This window comes from Amycolatopsis thermalba, from assembly GCF_023376025.1.
In the GTDB taxonomy this organism is placed as follows: domain Bacteria; phylum Actinomycetota; class Actinomycetes; order Mycobacteriales; family Pseudonocardiaceae; genus Amycolatopsis_E; species Amycolatopsis_E thermalba.
The window spans coordinates 1,140,958-1,166,201 of sequence record NZ_CP091196.1 but is presented as its reverse complement, the minus strand read 5'-3'; the positions used below and the strand labels follow the sequence as shown (position 1 = coordinate 1,166,201).

The 25,244-nt window shown below is 69.2% G+C and carries 23 protein-coding genes, 1 tRNA gene and 2 pseudogenes; 3 read left to right on the top strand and 23 right to left on the bottom strand.

Features of this window, described 5'->3' with window-relative positions:
• Nucleotides 1-36: 36 nt before the first annotated feature.
• The 14 genes and pseudogenes from rpoB to rplJ form a co-directional block, all read right to left on the bottom strand.
• Complete coding sequence (rpoB, locus tag L1857_RS05720; RefSeq protein ID WP_094003891.1) at nt 37-3,552, bottom strand: DNA-directed RNA polymerase subunit beta; 3,516 nt, start codon at nt 3,550-3,552, stop codon at nt 37-39.
• Nucleotides 3,553-4,452: 900 nt separating this feature from the next.
• The gene (locus tag L1857_RS05715) at nt 4,453-5,346 is read right to left on the bottom strand and encodes a hypothetical protein (RefSeq protein WP_094003890.1); all 894 of its coding nucleotides are present in this window, start codon (nt 5,344-5,346) and stop codon (nt 4,453-4,455) included.
• 34 nt (nt 5,347-5,380) lie between these two features.
• Nucleotides 5,381-5,968, bottom strand: coding sequence for a hypothetical protein (locus L1857_RS05710; protein ID WP_094003889.1), 588 nt, complete (start codon nt 5,966-5,968; stop codon nt 5,381-5,383).
• A gap of 36 nt (nt 5,969-6,004) precedes the next feature.
• A complete protein-coding gene (locus L1857_RS05705) occupies nt 6,005-7,264 on the bottom strand; it encodes an MCE family protein (RefSeq protein ID WP_094003888.1) in 1,260 nt (419 codons plus the stop codon).
• Nucleotides 7,264-8,484 (bottom strand): MCE family protein, encoded by a 1,221-nt coding sequence (locus L1857_RS05700; RefSeq protein WP_094003887.1) that lies wholly within the window; start codon nt 8,482-8,484, stop codon nt 7,264-7,266. The genes L1857_RS05705 and L1857_RS05700 overlap by 1 nt, the downstream gene beginning before the upstream one ends.
• The gene (locus L1857_RS05695; protein WP_094003886.1) at nt 8,481-9,665 is read right to left on the bottom strand and encodes an MCE family protein; all 1,185 of its coding nucleotides are present in this window, start codon (nt 9,663-9,665) and stop codon (nt 8,481-8,483) included. Before L1857_RS05695 ends, L1857_RS05700 begins: the two co-directional genes overlap by 4 nt.
• Complete coding sequence (locus L1857_RS05690) at nt 9,662-10,648, bottom strand: MCE family protein (RefSeq protein ID WP_116110458.1); 987 nt, start codon at nt 10,646-10,648, stop codon at nt 9,662-9,664. Before L1857_RS05690 ends, L1857_RS05695 begins: the two co-directional genes overlap by 4 nt.
• Complete coding sequence (locus L1857_RS05685) at nt 10,645-11,670, bottom strand: MCE family protein (protein WP_116110459.1); 1,026 nt, start codon at nt 11,668-11,670, stop codon at nt 10,645-10,647. Before L1857_RS05685 ends, L1857_RS05690 begins: the two co-directional genes overlap by 4 nt.
• A complete protein-coding gene (locus tag L1857_RS05680) occupies nt 11,667-13,004 on the bottom strand; it encodes an MCE family protein (RefSeq protein ID WP_249464618.1) in 1,338 nt (445 codons plus the stop codon). The genes L1857_RS05685 and L1857_RS05680 overlap by 4 nt, the downstream gene beginning before the upstream one ends.
• Nucleotides 13,005-13,011: 7 nt before the next feature.
• Nucleotides 13,012-13,851, bottom strand: a complete 840-nt coding sequence (locus tag L1857_RS05675; RefSeq protein ID WP_094003882.1) for an MlaE family ABC transporter permease — start codon at nt 13,849-13,851, stop codon at nt 13,012-13,014.
• Nucleotides 13,852-13,853: 2 nt separating this feature from the next.
• Entirely contained in the window at nt 13,854-14,648 is a 795-nt protein-coding gene (locus L1857_RS05670) for an MlaE family ABC transporter permease (RefSeq protein WP_249464616.1), read from the bottom strand.
• Nucleotides 14,645-15,816 (bottom strand): annotated as a pseudogene (locus tag L1857_RS05665) (ABC transporter ATP-binding protein). Before L1857_RS05665 ends, L1857_RS05670 begins: the two are co-directional and overlap by 4 nt.
• Nucleotides 15,817-16,003: 187 nt before the next feature.
• On the bottom strand, nt 16,004-16,396 hold the full coding sequence (gene rplL, locus L1857_RS05660) for a 50S ribosomal protein L7/L12 (protein ID WP_094003880.1): 393 nt from the start codon (nt 16,394-16,396) through the stop codon (nt 16,004-16,006).
• A 44-nt stretch (nt 16,397-16,440) separates the two neighbouring features.
• Nucleotides 16,441-16,977, bottom strand: a complete 537-nt coding sequence (gene rplJ / locus L1857_RS05655; protein ID WP_094003879.1) for a 50S ribosomal protein L10 — start codon at nt 16,975-16,977, stop codon at nt 16,441-16,443.
• Between the two features lie 293 nt (nt 16,978-17,270).
• Between rplJ and L1857_RS05650 the strand changes: the two genes are divergently transcribed.
• Nucleotides 17,271-18,170 (top strand): hypothetical protein, encoded by a 900-nt coding sequence (locus L1857_RS05650; protein ID WP_429727733.1) that lies wholly within the window; start codon nt 17,271-17,273, stop codon nt 18,168-18,170.
• 53 nt (nt 18,171-18,223) lie between these two features.
• Here the strand turns inward: L1857_RS05650 and rplA are convergent, their stop codons facing one another.
• From rplA to L1857_RS05625, 5 genes and pseudogenes are all read right to left on the bottom strand, one after another.
• Nucleotides 18,224-18,943 (bottom strand): 50S ribosomal protein L1, encoded by a 720-nt coding sequence (gene rplA / locus L1857_RS05645; protein ID WP_094003878.1) that lies wholly within the window; start codon nt 18,941-18,943, stop codon nt 18,224-18,226.
• A 78-nt stretch (nt 18,944-19,021) separates the two neighbouring features.
• Nucleotides 19,022-19,555 (bottom strand): annotated as a pseudogene (gene rplK / locus L1857_RS05640) (50S ribosomal protein L11).
• Between the two features lie 77 nt (nt 19,556-19,632).
• The gene (gene nusG / locus L1857_RS05635) at nt 19,633-20,463 is read right to left on the bottom strand and encodes a transcription termination/antitermination protein NusG (protein ID WP_116110463.1); all 831 of its coding nucleotides are present in this window, start codon (nt 20,461-20,463) and stop codon (nt 19,633-19,635) included.
• 55 nt (nt 20,464-20,518) lie between these two features.
• Nucleotides 20,519-20,965, bottom strand: coding sequence for a preprotein translocase subunit SecE (gene secE, locus L1857_RS05630; RefSeq protein ID WP_094003875.1), 447 nt, complete (start codon nt 20,963-20,965; stop codon nt 20,519-20,521).
• Between the two features lie 27 nt (nt 20,966-20,992).
• Nucleotides 20,993-21,065 (bottom strand) — tRNA-Trp (locus L1857_RS05625).
• A gap of 179 nt (nt 21,066-21,244) precedes the next feature.
• Between L1857_RS05625 and L1857_RS05620 the strand changes: the two genes are divergently transcribed.
• Together L1857_RS05620 and L1857_RS05615 are read left to right on the top strand one after the other, a co-directional pair.
• Nucleotides 21,245-22,471, top strand: a complete 1,227-nt coding sequence (locus L1857_RS05620; protein ID WP_094003874.1) for a pyridoxal phosphate-dependent aminotransferase — start codon at nt 21,245-21,247, stop codon at nt 22,469-22,471.
• A 76-nt stretch (nt 22,472-22,547) separates the two neighbouring features.
• Complete coding sequence (locus L1857_RS05615) at nt 22,548-23,453, top strand: SGNH/GDSL hydrolase family protein (RefSeq protein WP_249464609.1); 906 nt, start codon at nt 22,548-22,550, stop codon at nt 23,451-23,453.
• 297 nt (nt 23,454-23,750) lie between these two features.
• On the opposite strand, the gene L1857_RS05610 is transcribed toward L1857_RS05615, so the two are convergent.
• From L1857_RS05610 to L1857_RS05595, 4 genes are read right to left on the bottom strand one after another with little or no spacing between them, the layout of a single operon-like run.
• Nucleotides 23,751-24,050: a type II toxin-antitoxin system PemK/MazF family toxin gene (locus tag L1857_RS05610; protein WP_094003872.1), complete on the bottom strand. Its 300-nt coding sequence runs from the start codon at nt 24,048-24,050 to the stop codon at nt 23,751-23,753.
• Nucleotides 24,050-24,277: a ribbon-helix-helix domain-containing protein gene (locus tag L1857_RS05605; protein ID WP_094003871.1), complete on the bottom strand. Its 228-nt coding sequence runs from the start codon at nt 24,275-24,277 to the stop codon at nt 24,050-24,052. Before L1857_RS05605 ends, L1857_RS05610 begins: the two co-directional genes overlap by 1 nt.
• A 35-nt stretch (nt 24,278-24,312) precedes the next feature.
• Nucleotides 24,313-24,708, bottom strand: coding sequence for a MaoC family dehydratase (locus L1857_RS05600; protein WP_094003870.1), 396 nt, complete (start codon nt 24,706-24,708; stop codon nt 24,313-24,315).
• Nucleotides 24,708-25,157 carry a MaoC family dehydratase N-terminal domain-containing protein gene (locus L1857_RS05595; RefSeq protein ID WP_094003869.1) on the bottom strand — a complete coding sequence of 150 codons (450 nt, stop codon included), beginning with the start codon at nt 25,155-25,157 and terminating at the stop codon, nt 24,708-24,710. The genes L1857_RS05600 and L1857_RS05595 overlap by 1 nt, the downstream gene beginning before the upstream one ends.
• Nucleotides 25,158-25,244: the final 87 nt, after the last annotated feature.

The window sequence follows — 25,244 nt, the reverse complement described above, 5'->3', positions numbered from 1 at the left end:
GGGCCGCGGGAGGTGGCCCCGCTCCCGGTCGCTACGTCATTGCACGACGTCGTCCACCGAGGGCGACTCGTTGCGGGACAGGTTGATGCCGAGGTTGGCGGCGGCGCGCTCCAGGTCCTCGTCGTCGGAGTCGCGCATCTCGATCGCGGCGCCGTCACTGGAGAGGACCTCCACGTTCAGGCACAGCGACTGCAGCTCCTTGAGGAGAACCTTGAACGACTCGGGGATGCCCGGGTCGGGGATGTTCTCGCCCTTGACGATCGCCTCGTACACCTTCACGCGGCCGACCACGTCGTCCGACTTGATCGTCAGCAGCTCCTGCAGCGTGTAGGCCGCGCCGTAGGCCTGCATCGCCCAGCACTCCATCTCACCGAAGCGCTGACCACCGAACTGCGCCTTACCACCCAGCGGCTGCTGGGTGATCATCGAGTACGGGCCGGTGGACCGGGCGTGGATCTTGTCGTCCACCAGGTGGTGCAGCTTGAGGATGTACATGTAGCCGACGGCCACCGGGTACGGGAACGGCTCGCCGGACCGGCCGTCGAGCAGCGTCGCCTTGCCGTTCTCCTTGACCATGCGCTCGCCGTCCCGGTTGGGCCGGGTCGACGCGAGCAGGCCGGTGAGCTCCTCCTCCTTGGCGCCGTCGAACACCGGGGTCGCGGTGTTCGTGCCGGGCTCGACGTCGTAGAGCTCCTCGGAGAGGTTCTGCGCCCACTCCGGGTTGCCCTCGATCTTCCAGCCCTGCGAGGCGAGCCAGCCCAGGTGCAGCTCGAGGATCTGGCCGATGTTCATCCGTCGCGGCACACCGTGGGTGTTCAGGATGATGTCGACCGGGGTGCCGTCCTCCATGAACGGCATGTCCTCGACCGGCAGGATCTTGCCGATGACACCCTTGTTGCCGTGGCGGCCGGCGAGCTTGTCGCCCGGCTGGATCTTCCGCTTCTGCGCCACGTAGACGCGGACCAGCTCGTTCACGCCCGGGGGCAGCTCGTCGGCGTTGCCCCGCTCATCCTCCTCGCGGGAGAACACGCGGACGCCGATGACCTTGCCGGTCTCGCCGTGCGGCACCTTCAGCGACGTGTCGCGGACCTCGCGGGCCTTCTCGCCGAAGATCGCGCGGAGCAGGCGCTCCTCCGGGGTCAGCTCGGTCTCGCCCTTGGGCGTGACCTTCCCGACCAGGATGTCGCCGTCGCGGACCTCGGCACCGATGCGCACGATGCCGCGCTCGTCGAGGTCGGCCAGGACCTCCTCGGAGACGTTCGGGATGTCCCGGGTGATCTCCTCGGCGCCGAGCTTGGTGTCGCGGGCGTCGATCTCGTGCTCCTCGATGTGGATCGAGGTGAGCACGTCGTCCTGCACCAGGCGCTCGGAGAGGATGATCGCGTCCTCGTAGTTGTGACCCTCCCACGGCATGATCGCCACGAGCAGGTTCTTGCCGAGCGCCATCTCGCCCTGGTCGGTGGACGGGCCGTCGGCGATGACCTGACCGGCCTCGACGCGGTCGCCCTCCGAGACGATCGGGCGGTGGTTGAAGCAGGTGCCCGCGTTGGTGCGGCGGAACTTGTGCAGTCCGTAGCTCTTGCGGGTGCCGTCGTCGTGCATGATCGTCACGAGGTCGGCCGAGAGCTCCTCGACGACACCGGCCTGCTCGGCGAGGAGCACGTCACCGGCGTCGACCGCGGCACGCAGCTCCATGCCGGTGCCGACCAGCGGCGACTCGGCGCGCAGCAGCGGCACGGCCTGGCGCTGCATGTTGGCGCCCATCAGCGCGCGGTTGGCGTCGTCGTGCTCGAGGAACGGGATCATCGCGGTGGCGACCGACACCATCTGACGCGGCGACACGTCCATGTAGTCGATCTCCAGCGGGTCGAGCAGCTCGACCTCGCCACCCTTGCGCCGGCCCAGCACCTGGGTCTCGGCGAAGTGACCGTCCTCGGTCAGCGGCGCGTTGGCCTGCGCCTTGACGTAGCGGTCCTCCTCGTCGGCGGTCAGGTAGTCGACCTGGTCGGTGACCCGGCCCTCGACGACCTTCCGGTACGGCGTCTCGATGAAGCCGAACGGGTTGACCCGCGCGTAGGAGCACAGCGAGCCGATCAGGCCGATGTTCGGGCCTTCCGGCGTCTCGATCGGGCACATGCGGCCGTAGTGCGACGGGTGGACGTCGCGGACCTCCATGCCGGCGCGCTCACGGGACAGACCACCGGGGCCCAGCGCGTTGAGGCGGCGCTTGTGGGTCAGGCCCGACAGCGGGTTGTTCTGGTCCATGAACTGCGACAGCTGCGAGGTGCCGAAGAACTCCTTGATCGCCGCCACGACCGGGCGGATGTTGATCAGGGTCTGCGGCGTGATCGCCTCGACGTCCTGCGTGGTCATCCGCTCGCGGACGACGCGCTCCATGCGGGACAGGCCGACCCGGATCTGGTTCTGGATCAGCTCGCCCACGGTGCGGATGCGGCGGTTGCCGAAGTGGTCGATGTCGTCGACCTCGACCGGGACCTCGTTCTCGCCCTCGCCCATCTTGGTCTCACCCGCGTGCAGGCGGACCAGGTACTCGATGGTCGAGACGATGTCCTCTTCGGTGAGGGTGCCGGTCTCGTACGGCAGCTTCAGGCCCAGCTTCTTGTTGAGCTTGTAGCGGCCGACCTTGGCCAGGTCGTAGCGCTTCTCCTTGAAGAACAGGTTCTCCAGGAGCGTCTGGGCGCTCTCCTTGGTGGGCGGCTCGCCCGGGCGCAGCTTGCGGTAGATGTCGAGCAGCGCCTCGTCGGTGCCCGCGGTGTGGTCCTTCTCGAGCGTCGCGAGCAGGGTCTCCGAGAAGTGGAACCGCTCGCGGATCTGCTCGGTGGTCCAGCCCAGCGCCTTCAGCAGCACGGTGACCGGCTGGCGGCGCTTGCGGTCGATGCGGACGCCGACGGTGTCGCGCTTGTCCACGTCGAACTCGAGCCACGCGCCGCGGCTCGGGATGATCTTGACGCTGAAGACGTCCTTGTCGGTGGTCTTGTCGACGCTGGTGTCGAAGTACACGCCGGGCGACCGGACCAGCTGGGACACCACGACACGCTCGGTGCCGTTGATGATGAAGGTGCCCTTCTCGGTCATCACGGGGAAGTCGCCCATGAAGACCGTCTGGGACTTGATCTCGCCGGTGTTGTTGTTGACGAACTCGGCGGTCACGAACAGCGGGGCCGCGTACGTCATGTCCTTGTCCTTGCACTCCTCGACGGAGGCCTTGACCTCGTCGAAGCGCGGGTCGGAGAAGGACAGGGACATCGAACCGGAGAAGTCCTCGATCGGGGAGATCTCGTTGAGGACCTCTTCGAGGCCGCCGACCGGGTTCTCCTCGCCCTCGTTCACGCGGCGCTCGAACCACTTCTCGTCACCGGTGAACCACTGGAAGGACTGGATCTGCACGTCCAGCAGGTTGGGGGTGGGGAGGGGTTCGCGAATCTTCGCGAACGAGACCCGCTTGGGGGCTCCGGGAATTCCCGTCGGGTTCGGCTCCGTTACAGCCGAGGTGGTCGCAGCAGTGGCCTGGTTCGCGGGAGAGACTGCCAAGATGCGTCCTTCCGGGGACAATGAGCGGTGCGCAGCCGCGTTAGCAACAGCTAAAGCGACTGTCAAGGGTGCCGTGTGCCCACTATCCTAGCTTCCGTCTTCGGGCAGCCTGAAAGAGGGCAGCGCAAAGAAGCAGTCTAGCCTGAACGACGCGTTCTGTCGAGGGGGCCGCTCGATGGGGCCCGCACCTCGATCACGACGTGCTCAGGCATCGCCTCCCGACAGGCCCTCCCGCAGGGCGCTGCCGTTGGCGATAAGCGTGAACCCCCGGCGCCGAAGAGTCAAGATGCCACGCGGCGAACCCGCCGGTTGGCGCAACGCGATCGCGGTCCGTACACGGCCTCGACCTGGGGATTCGTGTTTGTGGCGGCGCCCGGGGACGGATGCGGTCACCAGGGGTTGCGGGCTGGGTCACGCCGGTCCAAGATCGTCCCCGGGTGTTGTTGCGGGGCCCCGCGAAAGCGGCGCGGGGCCCCGGTGCGGCCGTCGCGGAGAGGCACTCGCGGCGGTTTGGAGTGGCGCGCTTCACGGCCGTGGGGGCTGTCGAGGGGCCGGGACGGCGGTGGCTGGTGCCCGGGTTGCAGCGGCAGGGTGCGCACGACTCGGCGCGGCGGTGCTCGCGGCGCGGCCGCTGGGTAGGCACGCCCCGGAATGATGGGCGGCCAGCCTAGCCAGGCGCGGCCGCAGCACGCGGCCGCCCAGGAACAGCAGATGCCCCACCGGGGCGCGGCGGCGTCCGGTCGAGCGCGCCCTGTTGCGGCAGGGTTCCCACGAACAGCAGAAGTCCCACCGCCCGGGGCGCGGCGGTATCCGAGCCAGCGCGCCCCACCGCGGCAGGGTGCGCACGAACACCAGAACGCCCCCACCGGCCGGCGGCTCGGCGGGGGCGTCCGGAATGGATCAGCGGGACGGTGCCGGGGACGCGGGCGGCGCGCTGGACGGCGCTGGCGTCGGCTGGGTGGCTGTGTACGTGTCCAGCGCCGAGACCTTCCACTCGCCGTCGACGTACTGCATGTTCAGCCACAGCTGCGCGCTGCCGCTCGCCGTCTGGTTCTGGTCCGTGCGCGTCGAGGTCTGGTCGACGAACACCATCACCTTCGCGCGGTCGCCGTCGAGCATGATCACCGCGCTGCGCGTCGCCTTCACCGTGACCACGATCTTCTGCTGCGGGGCCAGCCGCTCGACCTCGCCGAAGATGGCGTTGTACTTGGCCTTCACCTCGTCGTTGAGCAGCAGGTTCTTCGCCGCGTCCTGGGTCTTCGCGATGTTGTTGAAGTCGTAGGAGAACAGCGACTCGGCGGCACCCGTGGCGGCCTTGCTGACCTCCGCCGTGCGGGCGGTGTCCAGCAGCGCCGTGTTCGACATCATCTCGTCGACCCGGTTGCCCTCGATCTTGAACCACACCGCTAACCCGGCCAGCACCAGCGCCAGACCGAACAGCACGCCGGCCAGCACGTACGGGCTCGTCTTCCGCCGCTCCCCCGCAGCCGTCGGCTCCTCGTCCGACGTGGCTGCTTCGGCCTCGGCGTAGCTCTCCGGCTTCGGCTCGCCCTCGTCGCGGGCCTTGGGCCGCGGGCTGGGCCGTCGCGGCTCGGCCGGGGCCTCGGCAGCGGCCTCGGGCTCGGCGACCTCGACCTCATCGACCTCCGGTTCGGGCGCCGCGGCCCGGCCCGTGACCTCCTCGGTCTCGGCGTACTCCTCGTCGCGGGGCCTCGGCGAGGGACGCCGGATCCCGGCGCCGGCGACCTTGGGACGGCGGCGCACCGGCGGTGTCTGCCGGCGAGACGGTGGCATGACTGGTCCTCTCCTCGTACGCCTGCGGCGACCGTTACTGCCCGCTCACGAGCGGCACCGACCCGATCCCGGACACCTTCCACTCGTCCCCGACCCGGGTCATCTGCACCTCCAGCCGCAGCGGCTTGGCGACCGGCTGCGCGCCCTCCTTGGCGACCAGCGTGCTGATCGCGGCCAGGAAGCTCGCCTTCCCGCCGTGCAGGTCCAGCTCCTCCACCCCGATGTCCTGCACCGTGGTGGTCACCTTGGTCTTGGCCTCGGTCATGGCCTGGCGGTAGTTCTGCTCGGTCGCGGTGATCTGGTCGGCCAGCTCCTGGGTCGACACGGCCTTCTGCTGGGCGAAGTAGCCGTCCGGGTTGGTGTAGTCCAGCTCCGTGTACGCCTTGACCGCCGTGGTGCCCGCCTTGACCACGTCGTCGCGGGCCTGGGCCAGCGCCAGGTTGTCGTCGGTGGAGGCGACCCACCACTGGACCCCGAAGATCCCGGCGACGATCAGCGCCGCCGCGGCCAGCGCGGCCGTGCCCAGCACCAGGTACCGGCCCAGCTTGTCCCCGGTGGCCGGGTCCTCGGCCGGCGGATCCGGGAAGCCGGCTTCCTCGGTCCGTGCCTCGTCCGAACTCATAGCTCTCCAGAGTAGGTAGGTCGGGTGTGGGCGGCGTCAGCCGGGCAGTCCCAGCAGGGCGGACAGGCTGGTGATCGAGACGCCCGGCGAGCCGACGACGCCGGGGGTGCCCCGCATGTACGCCAGCTGCTCCTCGTCGCGGTTCGAATTCTGCGCGACCTCCTGCGGCGAGGGATCCACCGGCACCCCGTTGTACGGCGCGTTCTGCGCACCGCGCACGCCGATCGGGCTGCCCGCGGGCTCCGCGCAGTAGGAGTTCAGGTTCGGCTCCCGCGGCGTGGTCTCGGCACCCGTGCGGTACTGCTCCGGGCTCATGTAGCCCTTGGTGCACACCGGCGGGTCGAACAGGTTGAGCGCCAGCCCCAGGTGCGCGGTGCCGTCGCCGGGCGCCACGCTGCGGGCGCCCACCGCCAGCACCGGGTAGCTGACCAGCACCTGCTGGATGCCGTCCTGCCGGGTCAGCAGCAGGTTCGACGTGGTCAGCAGGTTCGCGGTCAGCTCGCCGAGCCCGGGCCCGAGGTCGGTCACGAACTGGTTGAGCGTCTGCGCCGCGCCCGGGGCGACCTCGATCAGCCGCCGGATGTCGGCGTCGGAGCCCTTCAGCGTCGCCGACAGCTCGTTGAGGTTGCGGCTGAACTCCTTCAGGTTGCCCGCTTGCTGGTTCTGCGTCTGGAGCACCCGCTCACCGGAGTCGAGCAGCTGCACGGTCTGCGGCAGGTACTGCTGCGCGGTGGCGGTGAAGTCCCGCGCGGTGTCCAGCAGCTGCTGCAGGCCCGGGCCGGTGCCGTTGAACGCGTTGTAGGACTCGTCGACGACGGTCCGCAGCGCGTCCTTCGGCACCGAGGAGGCCAGGCTGTCCAGGCCGGTGATGATCTGGTCGGTGCCGATCGGCACCTGCGTCTTCGCGGCGGGGATGACCGACCCGCCCGCCAGGTACGGCCCGCCGTCGGCGACCGGCCGCAGGTCGACGAACTGCTCCCCGACCGCCGACCGGTTGGCGACGACCGCCTGCAGGTTCGCCGGCACCCGCGGGGTGTCCGGGTCGATCTCCAGGTCGGCCTCCAGGCCCTCGGCGGTGAGCCGCAGCTGGCCGACCTTGCCGATGTTGTAGCCGCGGTAGGTGACCTCGGCCCCGGTGAAGATGCCGCCGGACTGGGTCAGCTCCAGCTTGACCGTGTACCCGGTCTGGCCGAACACCTGCCCGAGCCCGGCGAACCGGATCAGCGCGTACACCACGGCCACCACGGAGATGACCAGGAACGCGACCAGTTGGATCTTCGTCTTGCGGACCAGCATCACGCACCTCCCGCCAGCAGGCCGAAGATGCCCGCGACCCCGGTCTGTTGCGGCTGCGCCCCGGTGGCCCCGGTGGCGCCGGTGGCCGCTGTGCTCTGCGGTGCGACCTGGAGCGGCAACGGCAGCGGCGGCGGCTGGTTGGCCTGCTCGCCCTCGACCCCGCCGGTGAGGCCGGCCAGGCTGTCCGGCAGCACCCCGGCCAGCGGGTTCTGCCTGCTGCGGCTGAGGTTCTGCAGCACGTTCTGCAGGTTCAGGTCGATCTTGGCGTAGAGGTTGAAGTAGTCGCCCTTGACGCCGTCGATCGCCGCGTCGGTGAACGGGTAGGTCAGCAGGATCTCCAGTGACTTGGGCAGGTCGGCGCCGGCCTCGCCGAGCTTCTGCAGCGTCGGCAGCAACGCGCGCAGGTCGGCGACCAGGTTCTCCTGGCTCTTGTTCAGCGTGTCCACGGTGACGCCGGAGAGGTTCTGCAGCGCCTGGAGCATGGTGACCAGCTGGGTGCGCTGCTGCTCCAGGATCCCGATGCCGGGGCCGAGGTCGTCGATCGCGTTGACGATCTGGTCCTTCTGCCCGGCCAGCGTGCTGGAGAGCCGGTTCAGGCCGTCCAGCGCCCGCGTGATGTCGCCGGACTGGGCGTCCAGTGTGGACACCAGCTGGTTGGCGTTGTCCAGCAGGCGCCGGATGTCCGGCTCGCGGCCCTCGGTGGCGGCGTTGAGCTCCTTGGTGATGGTGTTGAGCTGCTCGACCCCGCCGCCGTTGAGCAGCATGGACAGCGCGCCGAGCACCTCCTCCACCTCGACGCTGCGGTTGGTGCGGGCCAGCGGGATCTCCGCGCCGTCGGCGAGGGTGCCCTGCGCGAGGTCCTCGCCCGGCGAGGCCAGCTCGACGTACTTCTCCCCGAGCAGGCTGGACTGGCGGATGTTGGCCAGCGCGTTGGCGGGCAGCTTGACGTCGCCGTTGAGCTTGACCGTCACCTCGGCGTGCCAGCCGTCCTCGGTCAGCCCGATCGACTCGACCCGGCCCACCGGGACCTCGTTGACCTTGACCCCGGCCTGCGGCACGAGGTCGAGCACGTCGGCGAACTGGACCTTGACCGTGTACGGGTGGTCGCCCAGGTCGGCGCCGCCGGGCAGCGGCACGTCGTAGATGCCGCCGAACGAGCAGCTGGTCAGGGTCAGCGCCGCCGCCAAGCCGGCGGCGGCGAGGGCGAGTGGCTTCCTCACTGCGACGCCCCCGTTCCGTAGACGGTCTGCGCCAGCGGGAGCGGCAGCGGCGGCAGCTGGCCGTTCTGCAGCGCGTGCACGGTCTGCGCGACCGACGGCAGCGGCACCGCGCCATCCAGCAGCGGCGCCACCGAGCTGCACAGGTTGCCGATCGCGTCCAGCGCCTCCGGCGTCTGCTTGAGCAGGTTGCAGATCATCACGATCGGCGGCTGGGTCAGCTCGTTGAGGTTGGCCCGCGCGTCGAGCGTGCCCGACGAGCCGTTGTAGGCGTTGATGACGTTGTTCAGGCCGACCGGCGCGACGTCGAGGATCTCGGCGAGCGCGCTGCGCTGGTCCACCAGCACCTGGGTCACGCTGGCCAGCTTGTCCACGTTGGACTTCAGCCGGTCGGAGTGGTTGTTGATGAACTGCTGCACCGTGGCGAGCGTGGTGCCCAGCTGCTGCACCGTGGCGGCGAGGTTGTCCTTCTCCCCCGCCAGGTAGCCGGAGACGTCGGCCAGCCGCTGCTCGAACTGCCGCACCTGGTTGTCGCTGTTGGCCAGGGTGGTGGTGAAGTCGGCCAGGTTGGCGACCGTGCCGAACAGGTCGTCCTTGTTGCCCGACAGCGTCCGCGACGCCTGGCTCAGCTTCGTGATGGTGTCGTGCAGGGCCTGGCCGTTGCCGTCCATGTTCTGCGCCAGCGTGGTGAGCAGGTCCGACAGCGAGCCGTTGGAGTTCACCCCGTTCGGGCCGAGCGACCGGCTGATCTTGTCCAGGCTCTCGTAGAGCTGGTCGACCTCGATCGGCACCGCGGTCTTCTCCAGCGGGATGGTGGCGCCCTCGCTGATCACCGGGCCGCCGGTGTAGGCCGGGGCGAGCTGCACGTACCGGTCGCTGACCAGCGACGGCGCGACGATCGCGGCCTGCGCGTCGGCGGGCACCTGCACCGCGCGGTCGTACTCCATGACGACCTTGACCCGGTCGCCCATCGGCTCGACCGAGGTCACCTTGCCCATGTCGACGCCCAGCACGCGCACGCTGTTGCCCACGTAGAGGCCGGTCGCGCTGGTGAAGTAGGCGGTGACGTGCTTCTTGTCGGCGTCCTTGAGGGTCCACCAGAGCACGCCGGCCACGACGAGACCGAGCACGCACGCCGCCGCGATGCCACGCGCGAGGGATCGGCCGAAGCGGGTCTCCGTCATTTCTGGTTGCACCCCTCTTCGTTCAGGGGGCCGATCGAGGGCAGGATCAGACCGCAGATGTAGTTGTCGAACCAGTGCCCGTTGCCGACGGTGTTGGTGAACACGCGGATGTAGGGCGCGAAGCGGGCGATGCCCTGGGCCAGGTTGTCCTGGTTGCGCTGCAGCATCGCGGTGAGCTGGTCCAGCGAGGTCAGCACCGGCGTCAGCTGCGCGTCGTTGTCGCTCACCAGTCCCTGCAGCTGCCGGGACAGCTCCTGCGCGCCGGTCAGCAGCGTCGAGATCGCCTGCTCACGGGCGGCGACCTCCTGCAGCACCAGGTTGCCGTCCTGCAGCAACCGGGTGAGCTGCTGGTCGCGGTCGGCCAGCGTCTGCGAGATCTGGTTGGTGTTCTGCAGCAGCTGCGCCAGCTCGGTGTCCCGCTTGGCGATCGTGTCGGACAGCTGCGACAGGCCGTTGAGCGCGCCACGCACGTTGTCGGAGGTGCCGGACAGCGTCTGGGACAGCACGTCGAAGGATTGGGCCAGCTGGTCCGTGTCGATGTCGTTCACCGTGGTCGACAGGTCCCGGAACGCGTCCAGCACGTCGTAGGGCGCCAGCGTCCGTTCCTTCGGGATCGGCGTGCCCGGGTCCAGCGCCTTCTCCCCGACCGGGTCGAGCGCCAGGTACTTCTGGCCGAGCAGCGTCTTGATCTTGATCGCCGCCGCGGTCTTGTCGCCGAGCCAGGTGTCCTTGACCTTGAACGTCACCTTCACCGACGCGCCGTCCAGCGTCACGTCGGTGACCTTGCCGACCTTCACCCCGGCGACGCGCACCTCGTCGTCGGCCTTCAGGCCGGCCGCCTCGGTGAACTCCGCCTCGTAGCTCGTCCCGGCGCCGATGATCGGCAGGTCGTCGGCGTTGAGCGCGGCGACGAAGCCCAGCAGCATCAGCACGAGGCCGACGACCGCGATGGGCACCGGGTTGCGGGACTGGAAGCTCCTCATGATCCACACCGGTCCCGGGTCTGCGGCATGATCGGCAGGTTGATCTCCTGGTTGATCAGCGGCGGCAGGGACACGCTCCCGGTCGCCGAGCAGAGGTAGAAGTTGAACCAGGAACCGTAGTCGGCCGTGCGCGCGAGCGTCGTGACCTTCTGCGGCAGGAACTGGATGAAGTGCTCCACCACCGGCTCGCTGTCGTTGAGGTTCTGGGCGAGCCCGCCCAGCGCCGAGATGTCGTTCTTCAGCGGTTCGCGTGCCTCGTCCAGGAAGCCCGCGGTGGTGGTGGCCAGCCCGCCCAGCGCGTCGATCGCGTCACCGATCGAGTCGCGGTCCTGCGCCAGTCCGGTGGTCAGCCGCTGCAGCTTGTCGATCAGGTCGGTCAGCTGCGGGGTGTGCGCGTTGACCGCGTCCAGCACTGTGTTCAGGTTGGTCACCACCTGGCCGATCACCTGGTCCTTCTGCGCGATCGTGGTGGTCAGCGACGCGGTGTGGGCGAGCAGGCTGTCGATCGTGCCGCCCTCGCCCTGCAGGACCTGGATCAGCTCGTAGGACAGCTTGTTGACGTCCTCCGGGTTGAGCGCGCGGAACAGCGGCTTGAACCCGTTGAACAGCTCGTCCAGGTCCAGCGCCGGGGTGGTGCGCTCCAGCGGGATCGTGCTGCCCGGCTCGAGCGTGCCCTTGCCGGTGCCCTGGCCGAGCGAGAGGTACCGCTGGCCGACCAGGTTGCGGTACTTGATCTGCACCGTGACCCCGGCCGGCAGGGTGCGGCCCTGGTCGACCTCGAAGTCGATCTGGGCCTGGCGCCGGTCCACGATCTTGACGTTCGTGACCTGGCCGACCTTCACGCCCGCGATGCGGACGTCGTCACCGGGCAGCACGAGCGTCGCGTCGGTGAAGCGGGCGCTGTACCCGGTGGTGTCCTGGGTGTTGATGTTGGCGATGCTGATGCCGAGGATCGCCGTGAACAACACGGTGATCACGATGAAGATCGTCAGCTTGATCAGCGGCGCGACCAGTCCCCTCACTTGACCGTCACCTCCGCACCGCGGTAGAGCGGGCCCACGAGCAGGCCGGACCAGCCCGGCATGGCCGCCGGGTCGAGGCCGACCTGCGGGCCGACGAGCTGGGACAGGAAATCGAGCTCGGCCCGGCTGTTGGCCGGGTTGCCGCCCGCCGCGCCACCGCCGCCGTTGTAGCCGCCGGCGTCGGCGATCGTGTTGGCGGGCTGCAGGCCGTCACTGGCCGACTTCGACGCCGGGGTCGGCTGGGCGCCGTCCTTGATCGGACCCTCCGGCGGGTACTGCGGGAACGGCTGCGGGAACTCCTTGACGTTGTAGCAGCGCGGGCCCCGCTTGTCCTCGAAGCGCGGCTCGTCGCGGCCGGCCACGTACGGCCCGCGGGTGGTGACGATCTCGATCGTCGCGTGCAGGCCGGGCTGGTTCGTGCCCTTGCCCAGCGCCTGGTCCACGAAGGGCACCAGCTCGGCCATCGACCCGAACAGGCACGGGTACTCCGGCGCGTACTTCGCCAGCAGCTCGGCCGTCGGGCGCGAGTTCTCGGCCAGGCTGATCAGGTTGCTCGCGTTCGCGCTCACGAACGATTCCAGGGTCTGCGAAGCGGCGGTCACGTTGGCGTAGAGGGCCTGCAGGTTCTGCTGCTCGTCGAACACCGTCTTCGTCGTGGTCGACAGGTTGTCCAGCGTCTGCACCAGATCCGGCGCCGCGTCGGACAGGTTGTCGGAGAACTTCGCCAGCTCCTGCAGGTTTTCCCGCAGCTGCGGCAGGTGCGGGTTCAGGTCGCCGAAGTAGGTGCCCAGCTCGGACAGGGTCTGCCCGAGCGTCTCGCCGCGGCCCTGCAGCGCGGTCGAGATCGCGGTCAGCGTGGTGGACAGCTTCTCCGGCTGCACGGCCTGCAGCACCGGCAGCAGGTTGTCCAGCGCCTGCGACAGCTGGACGGCGTCCTGCGTGCGGTCCTCCGGGATCACGTCACCGGCGGCGATCGTCTTCGCCGACGGCCGCTCCGGGATCTCCAGCGACACGTACCGCTCGCCGAACAGCGTCTTCGGCAGGAACCGGGCGCTGACGTTCTCCGGGATCAGCTTCGCCGACTCCGGGTCCAGCGCGAGCGTCAGCGTGGTGCCCTCGGCGCTCGCGTCGATCGACTTCACCGAGCCGACGATCAGCCCGCGCACCTTGACGTCGGACTGCGGCAGCAGCTGGTTGCCGACCTCGCCGGCCTGCAGCTTCACCTCGACCGTCGGCGTGAACGCCTTGTTGTACATGGCGATCGACAGCGTGACGCCCGCCGCGAGCACCACGATCAGGAGCAGGCCCAGCAGCCTGCGACGCAAGGTCACCACTGTGTCCTCACCCCGCGATCCGGACCGTCACCGAGGTTCCCCAGATGGCAAACCCGATGAAGAAGTTGATGATGGCGACCGTGACGATGCTCAGCCGCACCGCGCGGCCCACCGCCACACCCACGCCGGCCGGGCCGCCGGAGGCGCGGTACCCGAAGTAGCAGTGGGTCAGGATGATCACGACGCTGAATATCAGCACCTTGATGAACGAGTAGAAGACGTCTTCGGGAGGTAGGAACAGGTTGAAGTAGTGGTCGTACGTACCTGCCGACTGCCCGTAGATGTAGATGACGACCAGCCGCGACGCCAGGTAGGACGACAGCAGGCCGATCACGTACAGCGGGATGACCGCGACGAACCCGGCGATGATCCGGGTGGTCACCAGGTACGGCAGGCTCGGCACGCCCATCACCTCGAGCGCGTCGATCTCCTCGGAGATCCGCATCGCGCCCAGCTGAGCGGTGAACCCGGCGCCGACGGTCGCCGACAACGCCAGCCCGGCGACCAGCGGCGCGATCTCGCGGGTGTTGAAGAACGCCGTCAGGAACCCGGTGAACGCCGACGTGCCGATCGAGTTCAGGGCCGAGTAGCCCTGCAGGCCGACCAGCACACCGGTGAACAGGGTCAGGCCGATCATCACGCCGACCGTGCCGCCGATGACCGCCAGCGAACCGGAGCCGAAGCTCACCTCCGCCAGCAGCCGCAGGACCTCCTTGGTGTAGCGGCGCAGCGTACGCGGCGTCCACGCCAGCGCACGGGCGTAGAACGACATCTGGTCGCCGAAGTTGTCCAGGATCTCCAGTGGACGGGTGGCGATCCGCTTCGCCGTCTGACCGATGCTCGCCATGATCAGCTCAGCTTTCCGGGGACGATCTGCAGGTAGATGAGCGTGATCACGAAGTTCACGACGAACAGCAACAGGAACGTGATGACGACGGACTGGTTCACCGCGTCACCCACGCCCTTCGGGCCGCCGGCGGGGTTCAGCCCGCGGTAGGCGGCGACCACGGCCGCGATGAAGCCGAAGATGAGCGCCTTGATCTCGCCGACCCACAGGTCGGGCAGCTGCGCCAGCGCCGAGAAGCTCGCCAGGTACGCGCCCGGCGTACCGCCCTGCAGCACGACGTTGAAGAAGTAGCCGCCGAGCACGCCGATGACGCTGACCATGCCGTTGAGCAGCAACGCGACGAGCATCATCGCCAGCACGCGCGGCACGATCAGCCGCTGCACCGCGGAGACGCCGAGCACCTCCATCGCGTCGATCTCCTCGCGGATGGTGCGCGCGCCGATGTCCGCGCAGATCGCGCTGCCGCCGGCGCCCGCGACGAGCAGCGCGGTCACCAGCGGGGCGGCCTGCTGCACGGTCGCGAGCACGCTGCCGGCGCCGGTGTAGGACTGCGCGCCGAGCTGACGCGCGAGCGACCCGAACTGCAGCGAGATGACCGCGCCGAACGGGATCGCGACGAGGGCCGTGGGCAGGATCGTGACGCTCGCGATGAACCACGACTGCTGGATGAACTCCCGCAACTGGAACGGCCGCTGGAAGAACCCGCGGATGATGTCCAGCCCGAGGGCGAACAACTTCCCGGTCTCACGCAGCATTCCGAGTCCGGGAACCTTGGCCGGGGAGGCCGTCGAGCTCATGCCTCACCGGCCCCCGGGCCACGCAGCCGGTCGGTGGTCTCGGTTCTGGACCAGCCCGACTGCGGCATGTGGGCGATTTCCTCCTGCGGCAGCTGCCCCTGGTGCTGCGTCGGCAGCGGATGGGTCGGGGCGGCGTGCCTGCTGCCGGTGTGCACCGCGCGGCGCGGCGTGACGCCGTAGTGGCGCTGCTCCTCCGGCGACAGGGACTCGATGATCCCCTCCTGCGCCGCGGGCGGGAGCGTGTGCAGGATCTTCATGACCCGGTCCTTGCGGCGGATCGCGCCCTGCCGGGTCGGCACGCCCGGGGTCGGCTGCATCTGGGCCGGGATGCCGGTGACGTCCTCGACACCGCCGGCGTGGTGGCCGGCCTCGAACATGGCGCGCTCGGCGGCCATCTGGGCGGTGTCCTTCTCCTCGGACATACCGATCGGGCCGTCCATGCGGCCGTTCAGGAACTGCTTGACGACCGGCTCCTCGCTGGTCAGCAGCACCTCGCGGGGCCGAACATGACCAGCTCCTTGCGGAACAGCATGCCCAGGTTGTCCGGCACCGTGCGGGCCAGGTTGATGTTGTGCGTGACGATCAGGAACGTGGCGTCGATCTGCGCGTTCACGTCGATGAACAGCTGCGAGATGTAGGTGGTGCGGACCGGGTCCAGACCGGAGTCCGGCTCGTCGACCAGGATGATCTCCGGGTCCAGCACCAACGCCCGGGCCAGGCCGGCGCGCTTGCGCATCCCGCCCGAAATCTCGCCGGGCAGCTTCTTTTCGGCACCGGCCAGACCGGTCATCTCGAGCTTTTCCAGGACGATCCGGCGGATCTCGGTCTCGGATTTCTTGGTGTGCTCGCGCAGCGGGAAGGCGACGTTGTCGTAGAGGTTCATCGACCCGAACAGCGCGCCGTCCTGGAACAGGACACCGAACAATTTTCGCGTTTCGTACAGCTTGTGCTCGCTGCACCGCACGATGTCCACGCCGTTGATGACGCACTTGCCCCGGTCGGGCTTGAGCAGCCCGATCATGGACTTCAGGAACACCGACTTACCGGTGCCCGACGGGCCCAGCATGACCGACACCTCGCCCGGAGGCAGTGTCAAGGTCACGTCCCGCCAAATGCTCTGCCGCCCGAAGGACTTGGTCAGACCCTCGATGACCACCTCGGCACCCATCGAACCTCCCGCAGCTCCGACGCCGTGGATCAACACCCTGGCACACGCCTGCCCGGCGTCAACAGGGTGCAACGAGTCAAGTCCCGGGCAGGTTACTCATGAGTTTTGCAAGCCACAATCCAGGTGATCCGAAAAAGGCGGGCCACCGTGGAGGTGACCCGCCTTTTTCGAGATGCGAAATTCGCGACTACTTGACGCTGACCTTGGCGCCGGCAGCCTCGAGCTTCTCCTTGGCCGCGTTGGCGGCGTCCTTGTCGACCTTCTCCAGGAGCGGCTTCGGGGCGCCCTCGACGAGCTCCTTGGCCTCCTTCAGGCCCAGACCGGAGACGACCTCGCGGACGACCTTGATGACCTGGATCTTCTTGTCGCCGGCACCCTCGAGGATGACGTCGAACTCGTCCTTCTCCTCCTCGGCCGGGGCGCCCGCGGCGGCGGCACCCGGGGCGGCCGCGACGGCGGCGACCGGGGCGGCGGCGGTGACGTCGAAGGTCTCCTCGAACTTCTTCACGAAGTCCGAGAGCTCCAGCAGGGTCAGCTCCTTGAACGCGTCGAGCAGTTCGTCGGTGCTCAGCTTCGCCATGATGGCGTTCCTTTCCTAACGGGTGGTACGGGGTGGGTGGTACGTCAGCTCTCGGCGGGTGCCTCGTCGCCCTGCTGCTTGTCGGCCAGGGCCTGCGCGAGGCGGGCGACCTGGGACGCCGGGGCCTGGAACAGTGCCGCGGCCTGGGACAGCTTGGCCTTGAACGCGCCTGCCGCCTTGGCGAGGAGAACCTCGCGGCTGTCGAGGTCGGCGATCTGGTTGACCTCGTCGACGGACAGCGGGCGGCCGTCCATGTAGCCGCCCTTGATGACCAGGGCGGCGTTGTCCTTGGCGAAGTTCTTCAGGGCCTTCGCGGCGTCGACCGGCTCACCCTGCACGAAGGCGATCGCGGTCGGGCCGACGAAGAGGTCCTGGAGACCCTCGATGCCGGCCTCTTCCGCGGCCCGCTGCACGAGGGTGTTCTTCGCAACCCGGTACTTGGCACTGGTGCCGAGAGCGCGGCGCAGCTGGGACAGCTGGGACACGGAGAGGCCGTTGTACTGCGTGACGACGGTGGCCGAGCTGTTGCGGAAGTGGTCCGCGATCTCGGCGACGGCCGCCACCTTGTCCGGCTTCGCCATGGGTCGCCTCCTCTCTTGGCTGGTGTGACCGCCTTGTGCGAGGAGTCCCGGGAAGAAGAAAACGCCCACGCGCAGCAAGCACGGGGCGTCATCGGCGCACACGGGTGCACCGGCCTCGTTCTTCCTGCGCGGGCCGCCCCTTCTGCTCGGGGCACTTCGCTTCACGCCTGACGGCGTGAAGAACCAGCGGTCTTCGGTAGAACCGTCGTCCATCGTACCTGGTGGTTTTCGTGCCCGGCGCGGGGGCCGGTTTGCGCGGTGCGTGATGACTCGGCCACCACACGGCAGGCATCATGGGGCGCGTGGTGGAGCAGCGACCAGGCCAGCAGCCCGACGAGCCGTCCCGGGACCCGGAGCCCAACGGTTCCGCGGTCGAACCCGCGCAGCCGCGGCTGGATCCGGAGCAGCTGCGGCAGTTCCAGCAGTTCCAGCAGTTCCAGGACTTCCTCCGCTACACGGAGGCCCAGCGGCAGGGCAACGGCCAGCTGGTGCCCACGCAGAACGCCCCGGTGCAAAGCGCGCCCGGCTACGGCCCACCGACGCAGGCCGGCCCCGGCGGCCCGCCGGTGCAGCCGCCTCCGCCGTACGGCCAGCTCCAGCCCGCCCCCCAGCCCGGCCCGAAGATCAGGGCGCCGAAGTGGGCGAAGCGCCTGGCGGGGAAGCTGCTGTCCGCCCTGCTGTTCCTGATCGTCCTGCTGGTGGCCGGCAAGCTGGCGTACAACCACTTCTTCCCCACCGACGACGAAGACAAGCCGGCCTCGGAAACCGGTGGCGGGCAGTGGCGCACGAACAAGATCTTCTCCACCCAGCCGTACGAGGCGGTCCGCACGGTCTACGCCCAGATCGCGCAGAACCGGCCCGATCTCGCGTGCGGCTCGTTCGACATCCCGATCCAGCAGAAGTTCGCGGAAGACCTCGGGTACGCCGACTGCCAGCAGGCGGTGTTCGCACTGAAAGCCCAGGTCACCAATGTCAACAACTACGCCGAGTCGATCCCCAGCTCGGTCTCCGAGCCTCCACCCGGCGATACCCTGACGATCGACTCGTGCCGGTTCCCCATCCAGGGCGGGCCCGCCCTCGGGACGTTCACCGTGCAGCGCGTGGAGAAGGGGCAATGGCTCATCACCGGCCACGAGCCGGGGCCCGTGACCTGTCCGGTGCCGAGCACCGCGGCCACTCCCACCAGCCGATAACGCGAAACGGGCCCCGGCGCAGCAGCGCCGGGGCCCGTTCACGTCACTGACCGTCAGGCGGTCGCTTCCTCCGCGAGGAGGTTGCGCGTCCGGGCCGGGTCGACCGGGATGCCGCGTCCCATGGTGGTCGAGACGACCACCTTCTTGATGTAGCGGCCCTTCGCGGCGGACGGCTTCGCCCGGAGGATCTCGTCCAGGGCGGCCGCGTAGTTCTCCACCAGCTTCTCGGCGTCGAACGACGACTTGCCGATCACCAGGTGCAGGTTGGCCTGCTTGTCGACGCGGAAGTCGATCTTGCCGCCCTTGATCTCGGTGACCGCCTTCGCCACGTCGGGCGTCACGGTGCCGCTCTTCGGGTTCGGCATCAGGCCACGCGGGCCCAGGATGCGGGCGATGCGCCCGACCTTCGCCATCTGGTCCGGCGTCGCGACAGCGGCGTCGAAGTCGAGCCAGCCACCCTGGATTCGCTCGATCAGGTCGTCGCTGCCGACGGCGTCCGCACCGGCGGCCTCGGCCTGCGCGGCCTTGTCGCCGACGGCGAACGCGATGACGCGGACGGTCTTACCGGTACCGTGCGGCAGGTTCACGGTGCCGCGGACCATCTGGTCGGCCTTGCGGGGGTCGACGCCGAGGCGCATCGCGACCTCGACCGTCTCGTCCATCTTGGACTTGGAGAGCTCCTTCGCCAGCTTCACGGCCTCCAGCGGCGCGTACAGCCGCGTGCGGTCGACCTGCTCAGCGGTCTGGCGGAAAGCCTTGCTGCGCTTTGCCATGTCTGTCCTTAGCTAGAAAGTGGATCAGTTGTGGTGACGAGCCAGCGCCTGGCTCTCCCACGACGAGCCCGAGGGCTCTTACTCGACCGTGATGCCCATCGACCGAGCGGTACCGGCGATCATGCTTTTGATCGACACTGTGCGGCCTGCTCGATGTCGTTGGCGTTCGCGGTGCGGGAATTACTCGACCGTGATGCCCATCGACCGGGCGGTACCGGCGATGATCTTCGCCGCCTGCTCGACGTCGTTGGCGTTCAGGTCCGACTTCTTGGTCTCGGCGATCTCGCGCACCTGGTCCCAGGTCACCTTGGCGACCTTGGTCTTGTGCGGCTCGGCCGAGCCCTTGTCGATGCCCGCGGCCTTCAGCAGCAGCTTCGCGGCCGGCGGCGTCTTCAGCTTGAAGTCGAACGACCGGTCTTCGTACACGGAGATCTCGACCGGCACCACGTTGCCGCGCTGCGACTCGGTCGCGGCGTTGTAGGCCTTGCAGAACTCCATGATGTTGACGCCGTGCTGACCCAGCGCGGGGCCGACCGGCGGAGCCGGGTTCGCGGCACCCGCCTGAATCTGCAGCTTGATGATCGCTGCAAGCTTCTTCTTCTTGGGTGGCATTCCTAGTTCCTATTCAGTACCGAGTACCCCGCGCGCCTGCCTGCGCGCGAGGGCCAACGATCCAGTGTACTGGGTCGTCAGATCTTGGAGACCTGGGTGAACGACAACTCGACCGGCGTCTCGCGGCCGAAGATCGACACCAGGACCTTCAACTTCTGCGCGTCCGCGTTGACCTCGCTGATCGTCGCGGGCAGCGTCGCGAACGGGCCGTCCATGACGGTGACCGACTCGCCCACCTCGAAGTCGACCTCGACCGCGGGCGCGCCCAGGGCGGCCTCCGCCGTCGCGGCCTCGCCCTTGGCCTTCGCCGGGGCGGCCTTCTCGACCTGCGGGGCCAGGAACTTCACCACGTCGTCGACGGTCAGCGGCGACGGCTTGGAGGTGGCGCCCACGAACCCGGTGACGCCGGGGGTGTTGCGCACCGCGCTCCAGGACGCGTCGTTGAGCTCCATCCGGACCAGGATGTAGCCGGGCAGCACCTTCTCCTGAACGACCTTGCGCTGGCCGTTCTTGATCTGGGTGACCTCCTTGGTGGGCACCTCGATCTGGAAGATGTAGTCCTCGACGTCCAGCGTCTGGGTACGGGTCTCGAGGTTGTTCTTGACCTTGTTCTCGTAGCCCGCGTAGGAGTGCACGACGTACCAGTCGCCCGGCAGCGAGCGCAGCTCCTTGCGCAGCTTCTCCACCGGGTCCTCGTCGTCGTCCTCGGCCGGAGCGGCCTCGGCGGCCGGCTCGTCCTCGACGAGCTCGTCCTCGGCGGGCTCGGCGTCGAGTTCGGCGACCGCGCCGTCGGCGTCCTGGTCGGACTGCGCAGCCTCGGACCGGGCGGCCTCGTCCTCAGCCACGGTGGCCGCCTCGACCGGCTCGTCGTACTCGTCGCCGGCTGCGACGCCGTTCTCGGAGGTCACGTTCCGTCCTCTCACTTGATCGCTTGTCGTGTCCGTGCCGGCCCCGCAGACGCGCTCAGCCGAACAGCCAGAACACGCCCTTGCGGAACGCGAAGTCCAGCAACGAGACCAGCGCGACCATGAAGGCCACGAAGACCAGCACGACCGTGGTGTAGGTGACCATCTGCTTGCGCGTCGGCCAGATGACCTTGCGCAGCTCGGCCCACACCTCGCGGATGAACCGCACCAGCCTCGCGAACAGGGACGGCTTCTTGTCCTTGCGGGTCCGCTTCGGGGTCGCGCGACCCTTCCTGACCTCACCGGCCTTGGCCGCGCCGTCGGCGGAGGGGCTGACCGAAGCCTTGCCCGACGGACGGGCCTTGTCGCCGTCCTTGGCCGCCTTGCCGGCAGGGCGCGCGGAGGCGCGACGTTCGCGCCGCGCCGCGGCCGTGACCGGACGGGCAGCCCGCTTGGGCTCCTGCTCCTGGCCCTTGCCGCCGGCGTCGTTGTCGCTCACGACCACTCCTCCGCTAAGGCACCTACATCGACGCAGGGGTGACAGGACTTGAACCTGCAACCTGCGGTTTTGGAGACCGCTGCTCTGCCAATTGAGCTACACCCCTTCGAGCAATCGAGCCGCTCGCTGGACGCCCTTGACCCTCCCCGCATGCCCTGCGGGGTCAAGCGCCGGACGTTCCAAGTTCGGAAGTCTACGGCAAGCCCTTCGCGGGCCCGCAACCGAGGGGCCGCGAAGGGCCTCCCGCGTGCTTCTGGACACACCGGACGTGCGACGATGTGGGTCATGAGCGCACCCGCAACCGTCACCACTGGCTCCCGCATCTCGGCCCGCATCGCCGGCATCACGCCGTCGGCCACCCTCGCCGTCGACGCGAAGGCGAAGGAGCTGAAGGCGCAGGGCCGCCCGGTGATCGGCTTCGGTGCGGGGCAGCCGGACTTCCCCACCCCCGACTACGTCGTCGAGGCGGCCGCGAAGGCCGTCCACGACCGGGCCAACCACGGGTACACCGCGGCCGGCGGCCTGCCCGAGCTGAAGGAGGCCATCGCGGCGAAGACGCTGCGGGACTCCGGCTTCACCATCGAGCCCAGCCAGGTGCTGGTCACCAACGGCGGCAAGCAGGCCGTCTACTCCGCGTTCGCCACGCTGTGCGACCCGGGCGACGAGGTCCTGCTGCTGGCGCCGTACTGGACCACCTACCCCGAGTCGATCAAGCTGGCCGGCGGCGTGCCGGTGCAGGTCACCGCCGACGAGTCGACCGGGTACCGGGTCACCGTCGAGCAGCTGGAGGCCGCGCGCACCGACCGCACGAAGGTGCTGCTGTTCAACTCGCCGTCCAACCCGACCGGCGCGGTCTACACCCGGGAGCAGATCGAGGCCATCGGCAAGTGGGCCTACGAGCACGGCATCTGGGTGATCACCGACGAGATCTACGAGCACCTGACCTACGACGGCGCCGAGAACCACTCGATGCCGGTCGTGGTGCCCGAGCTGGCCGACCAGACGCTGATCCTCAACGGCGTCGCGAAGACCTACTCGATGACCGGCTGGCGGGTCGGCTGGATCGCCGGCCCCAAGGACGTGATCAAGGCCGCGACCGGCTACCAGTCGCACCTGTGCGGCAACGTGTCGAACATCGCGCAGCGGGCCGCGCTGGCCGCCATCGCGGGGCCGCTGGACGTGGTCGCCGAGATGCGCGCCGCGTTCGACGCGCGCCGGAAGAAGATCGTCTCGCTGCTGTCGGAGATCCCGGGCGTGACCTGCCCGACGCCGGAGGGCGCGTTCTACGCGTACCCGTCGTTCAAGGAGCTCCTGGGCAAGGAGATCCGCGGCGAGAAGCCGTCCGACACGCTGGAGCTGGCCGACCTGATGCTGCGCGAGGCCGACGTGGCCGCGGTGCCGGGTGAGGCGTTCGGGACGCCGGGCTACTTCCGGTTCTCCTACGCGCTGGCCGAGTCCGATCTGGTGGAGGGCGTGCAGCGGATCGCCGCCCTGCTGTCCGAGGCGAAGTAACCCGATCCGGTTACCCGAAGCGCCACTTCCGCATGCCGGAAGTGGCGCTTCGGCGTTTTCGGGGTAGCCGGAGCGGGTGGGGAAGAAGGTACTGATCGGGGTGGTGGTGGCCGCGCTCGTGGGCGCGGTGACGGCCGGTGTCGTGTACTGGCGCGGCGACCGGGGCGAATCGGCCGAGCCGCCGAAACCGCCGGGCTCGGTGATCGGCCCGGGCACCGGCCGGTACGTCGCGCTGGGCGACTCCTACACGTCGGCGCCGCGCATCGGGGCGCCCGCGGGCACGCCGCCGGGCTGCGCGCGCTCGAACAACAACTACCCGCACCTCGTCGCCGCCGAGCTGCGGCCGGTGTCGTTCGCCGACGTGAGCTGCGGCGGGGCGACCACCCAGCACCTGACCGAGCCGCAGACCACGCCGGACGGGGTCAACCCGCCGCAGCTGGACGCGGTCACCCCCGACACGACGCTGGTCACGCTCGGGATGGGCGGCAACGACGTCGGGCTGGTGAGCCTCGCGCGGGACTGCCTGACGACCAACCGGACGGTGTCGCTGTGCAAGCCGCGGCTGACCGCGGGCGGACGGGACCAGCTGGCGGAGCGGATCTCCGCGACGGCGCCGAAGATCCGCGCCGCGCTGACCGAGATCCACCAGCGGGCGCCGCGGGCGCGGGTGATCGTGGTCGGGTACCCGACGGCGCTGCCGGACGGGAACGGGTGCTGGCCGTTCCTGCCCATCGGGCCGGAGGACGTGGCCTACCTGCGGACGTCGCTGGCGCGGCTGAACACGATGCTGGCCACCGAGGCGAAGGCGAACCAGGCCGGGTACGCGGACACGGCGACGCCGTCCAAGGGGAAGGACATGTGCGCCAAGGCGCGGGTGAAGTGGGTCGAGGACGTGGTGCCGTCCTCACCGGCGATGGAGCTGCATCCCAACGCGGTCGGGGAGCGCGGGATGGCCGACGTGGTGCTGGAGCTGGTGGATTGACGCGGTGGGCACGTCGCCGGGGTTCGTGCGGCTCCAGGGATCAAGGGATGTCCTCGCCGGACGGGCAGGCTCCGGGATGACCAAGGGGTGCCTCGTCTCGCCTTGGCGAGGTGGTCGCTGGGTGGTCATCCCGTCGCCTTCCGGTTTGTGCATATCACTTTGAGCCAGGCCCGCAAGGTTGCGTTGTCGGGCGGCGGTTGGCGGCCTGGGTTGCGGGCCTGGCTCAAAGTGATCGTCACGTGTCAGGCGACGGGATGACCACCCAGCTCGGGTTGGTTCAAAGCCGCGCTGTGCGCGCTACTCCAGGTCGAAGGCCAGGCGGATCGCTTCCGTCAGCTCGTGCTCCTGGTCCGGCATCAGGTAGCCGATCTGCTTGCCCAGCGCGGACTTCCGGATGGTCTGGATGTTGTCGCAGCTCACGACGCTGTCGTGGGACAGGCCGTTGCGGCTGCCCACCCGCACCTCGGTGGACAGGCCGCGGATCGTGCTCGTGATCGGCGCGATCGTGACGCGCGTCAGGTGCGGGCGGATCAGCTCCCGCGTCAGCACCAGCACCGGCCGCACCTTGTCGAGCCGGGCCGTGTGGATCGGGCGCATCAGTCCAGGTCGTCCAAGGGGGCGGCGTGCTCCTCGATCCCGGCGAGATCGTCCGGCACGCCGCCCGTCAGCAGGGCGATGTCGCGTTCCGCGATCAGCCGGCGGCGTTCCCGCTCCAGGGCGCGGAACACCAGCTCGGCGCGGCTCGCGGCGCCGCCCTCCTCCACCACGTGGTCGATGAAGGACACCAGGTCGTCCGGGAGACGAACGGCGATCTGCTTCGTCATACCACTACGGTACCAGTTTGGGATGCAACCTGTCGTCAGTGGACGACGGCCTGGGCCTTCCCGAGCACCGTCTTGCCGTCGAACTTCGCCGTGATGTCCACGCGCGCCGAGCCGTCCTCGCGGACCTCGGCGACCTTGCCGGTGAACTCGACGTCCGCACCCTCCGGCGAGACCACGACCGGCCGGGTGAAGCGCACGCTGTACTCGACCAGCTTCCCCGGGTCGCCGAGCCAGTCCGTCACGAGCCGGCCGCCCAGGGCCATGGTCAGCATCCCGTGCGCGATCACGTCCGGGAGCCCGACCTCCTTGGCGAACCGTTCGTTCCAGTGGATCGGGTTGAAGTCCAGTGACGCGCCCGCGTACCGGACCAGCTGGTCGCGTGTGACGTGCACCTGCAGCGGCGGCAGCTCGGTGCCCTTCTCGTACGCCATCAGGCCCCCTCTCCCCGCACGACGAGCTGCGCCCGCGTCGTGCACACCAGCTGACCGTCGGCGTCGACGACCTCGCCGCGCACGGTCAGGAAGTCGTTGCCGGCGCGGGCCATGATGTCCTCGACCGTCGTGGTGATGCGGAGCCGGTCGCCCGCGTGCACCGGGCGCGTGTAGCTGAACGCCTGGTCGCCGTGCACCATCCGGCTGTAGTCCAGCCCGAGTTCGGGGTCCTCGGCGATCGCGTTGATCGCGTCGAGGTTGATCACCGTGAGGAAGGTGGGCGGCGCGATGACGTCCGGGTAGCCGGCCGCGCGGGCCGCCTCCGCGTCGGTGTAGAGCGGGTTGGCGTCGCCGATCGCGGCGGCGAACTCGCGGATCTTCTCGCGGCCGACTTCGTACGTGGAGTCCGGCGGATACGTCCGCCCGACGAACGAGGGGTCCAAAGGCACCCGCGCAGCCTACCTACCGGGCGAGCGCGCACAGAGCCTGTCTGGCGGCCTCGCCGAGCGGGTGGCACAGCTCGGACGGCGTGACGT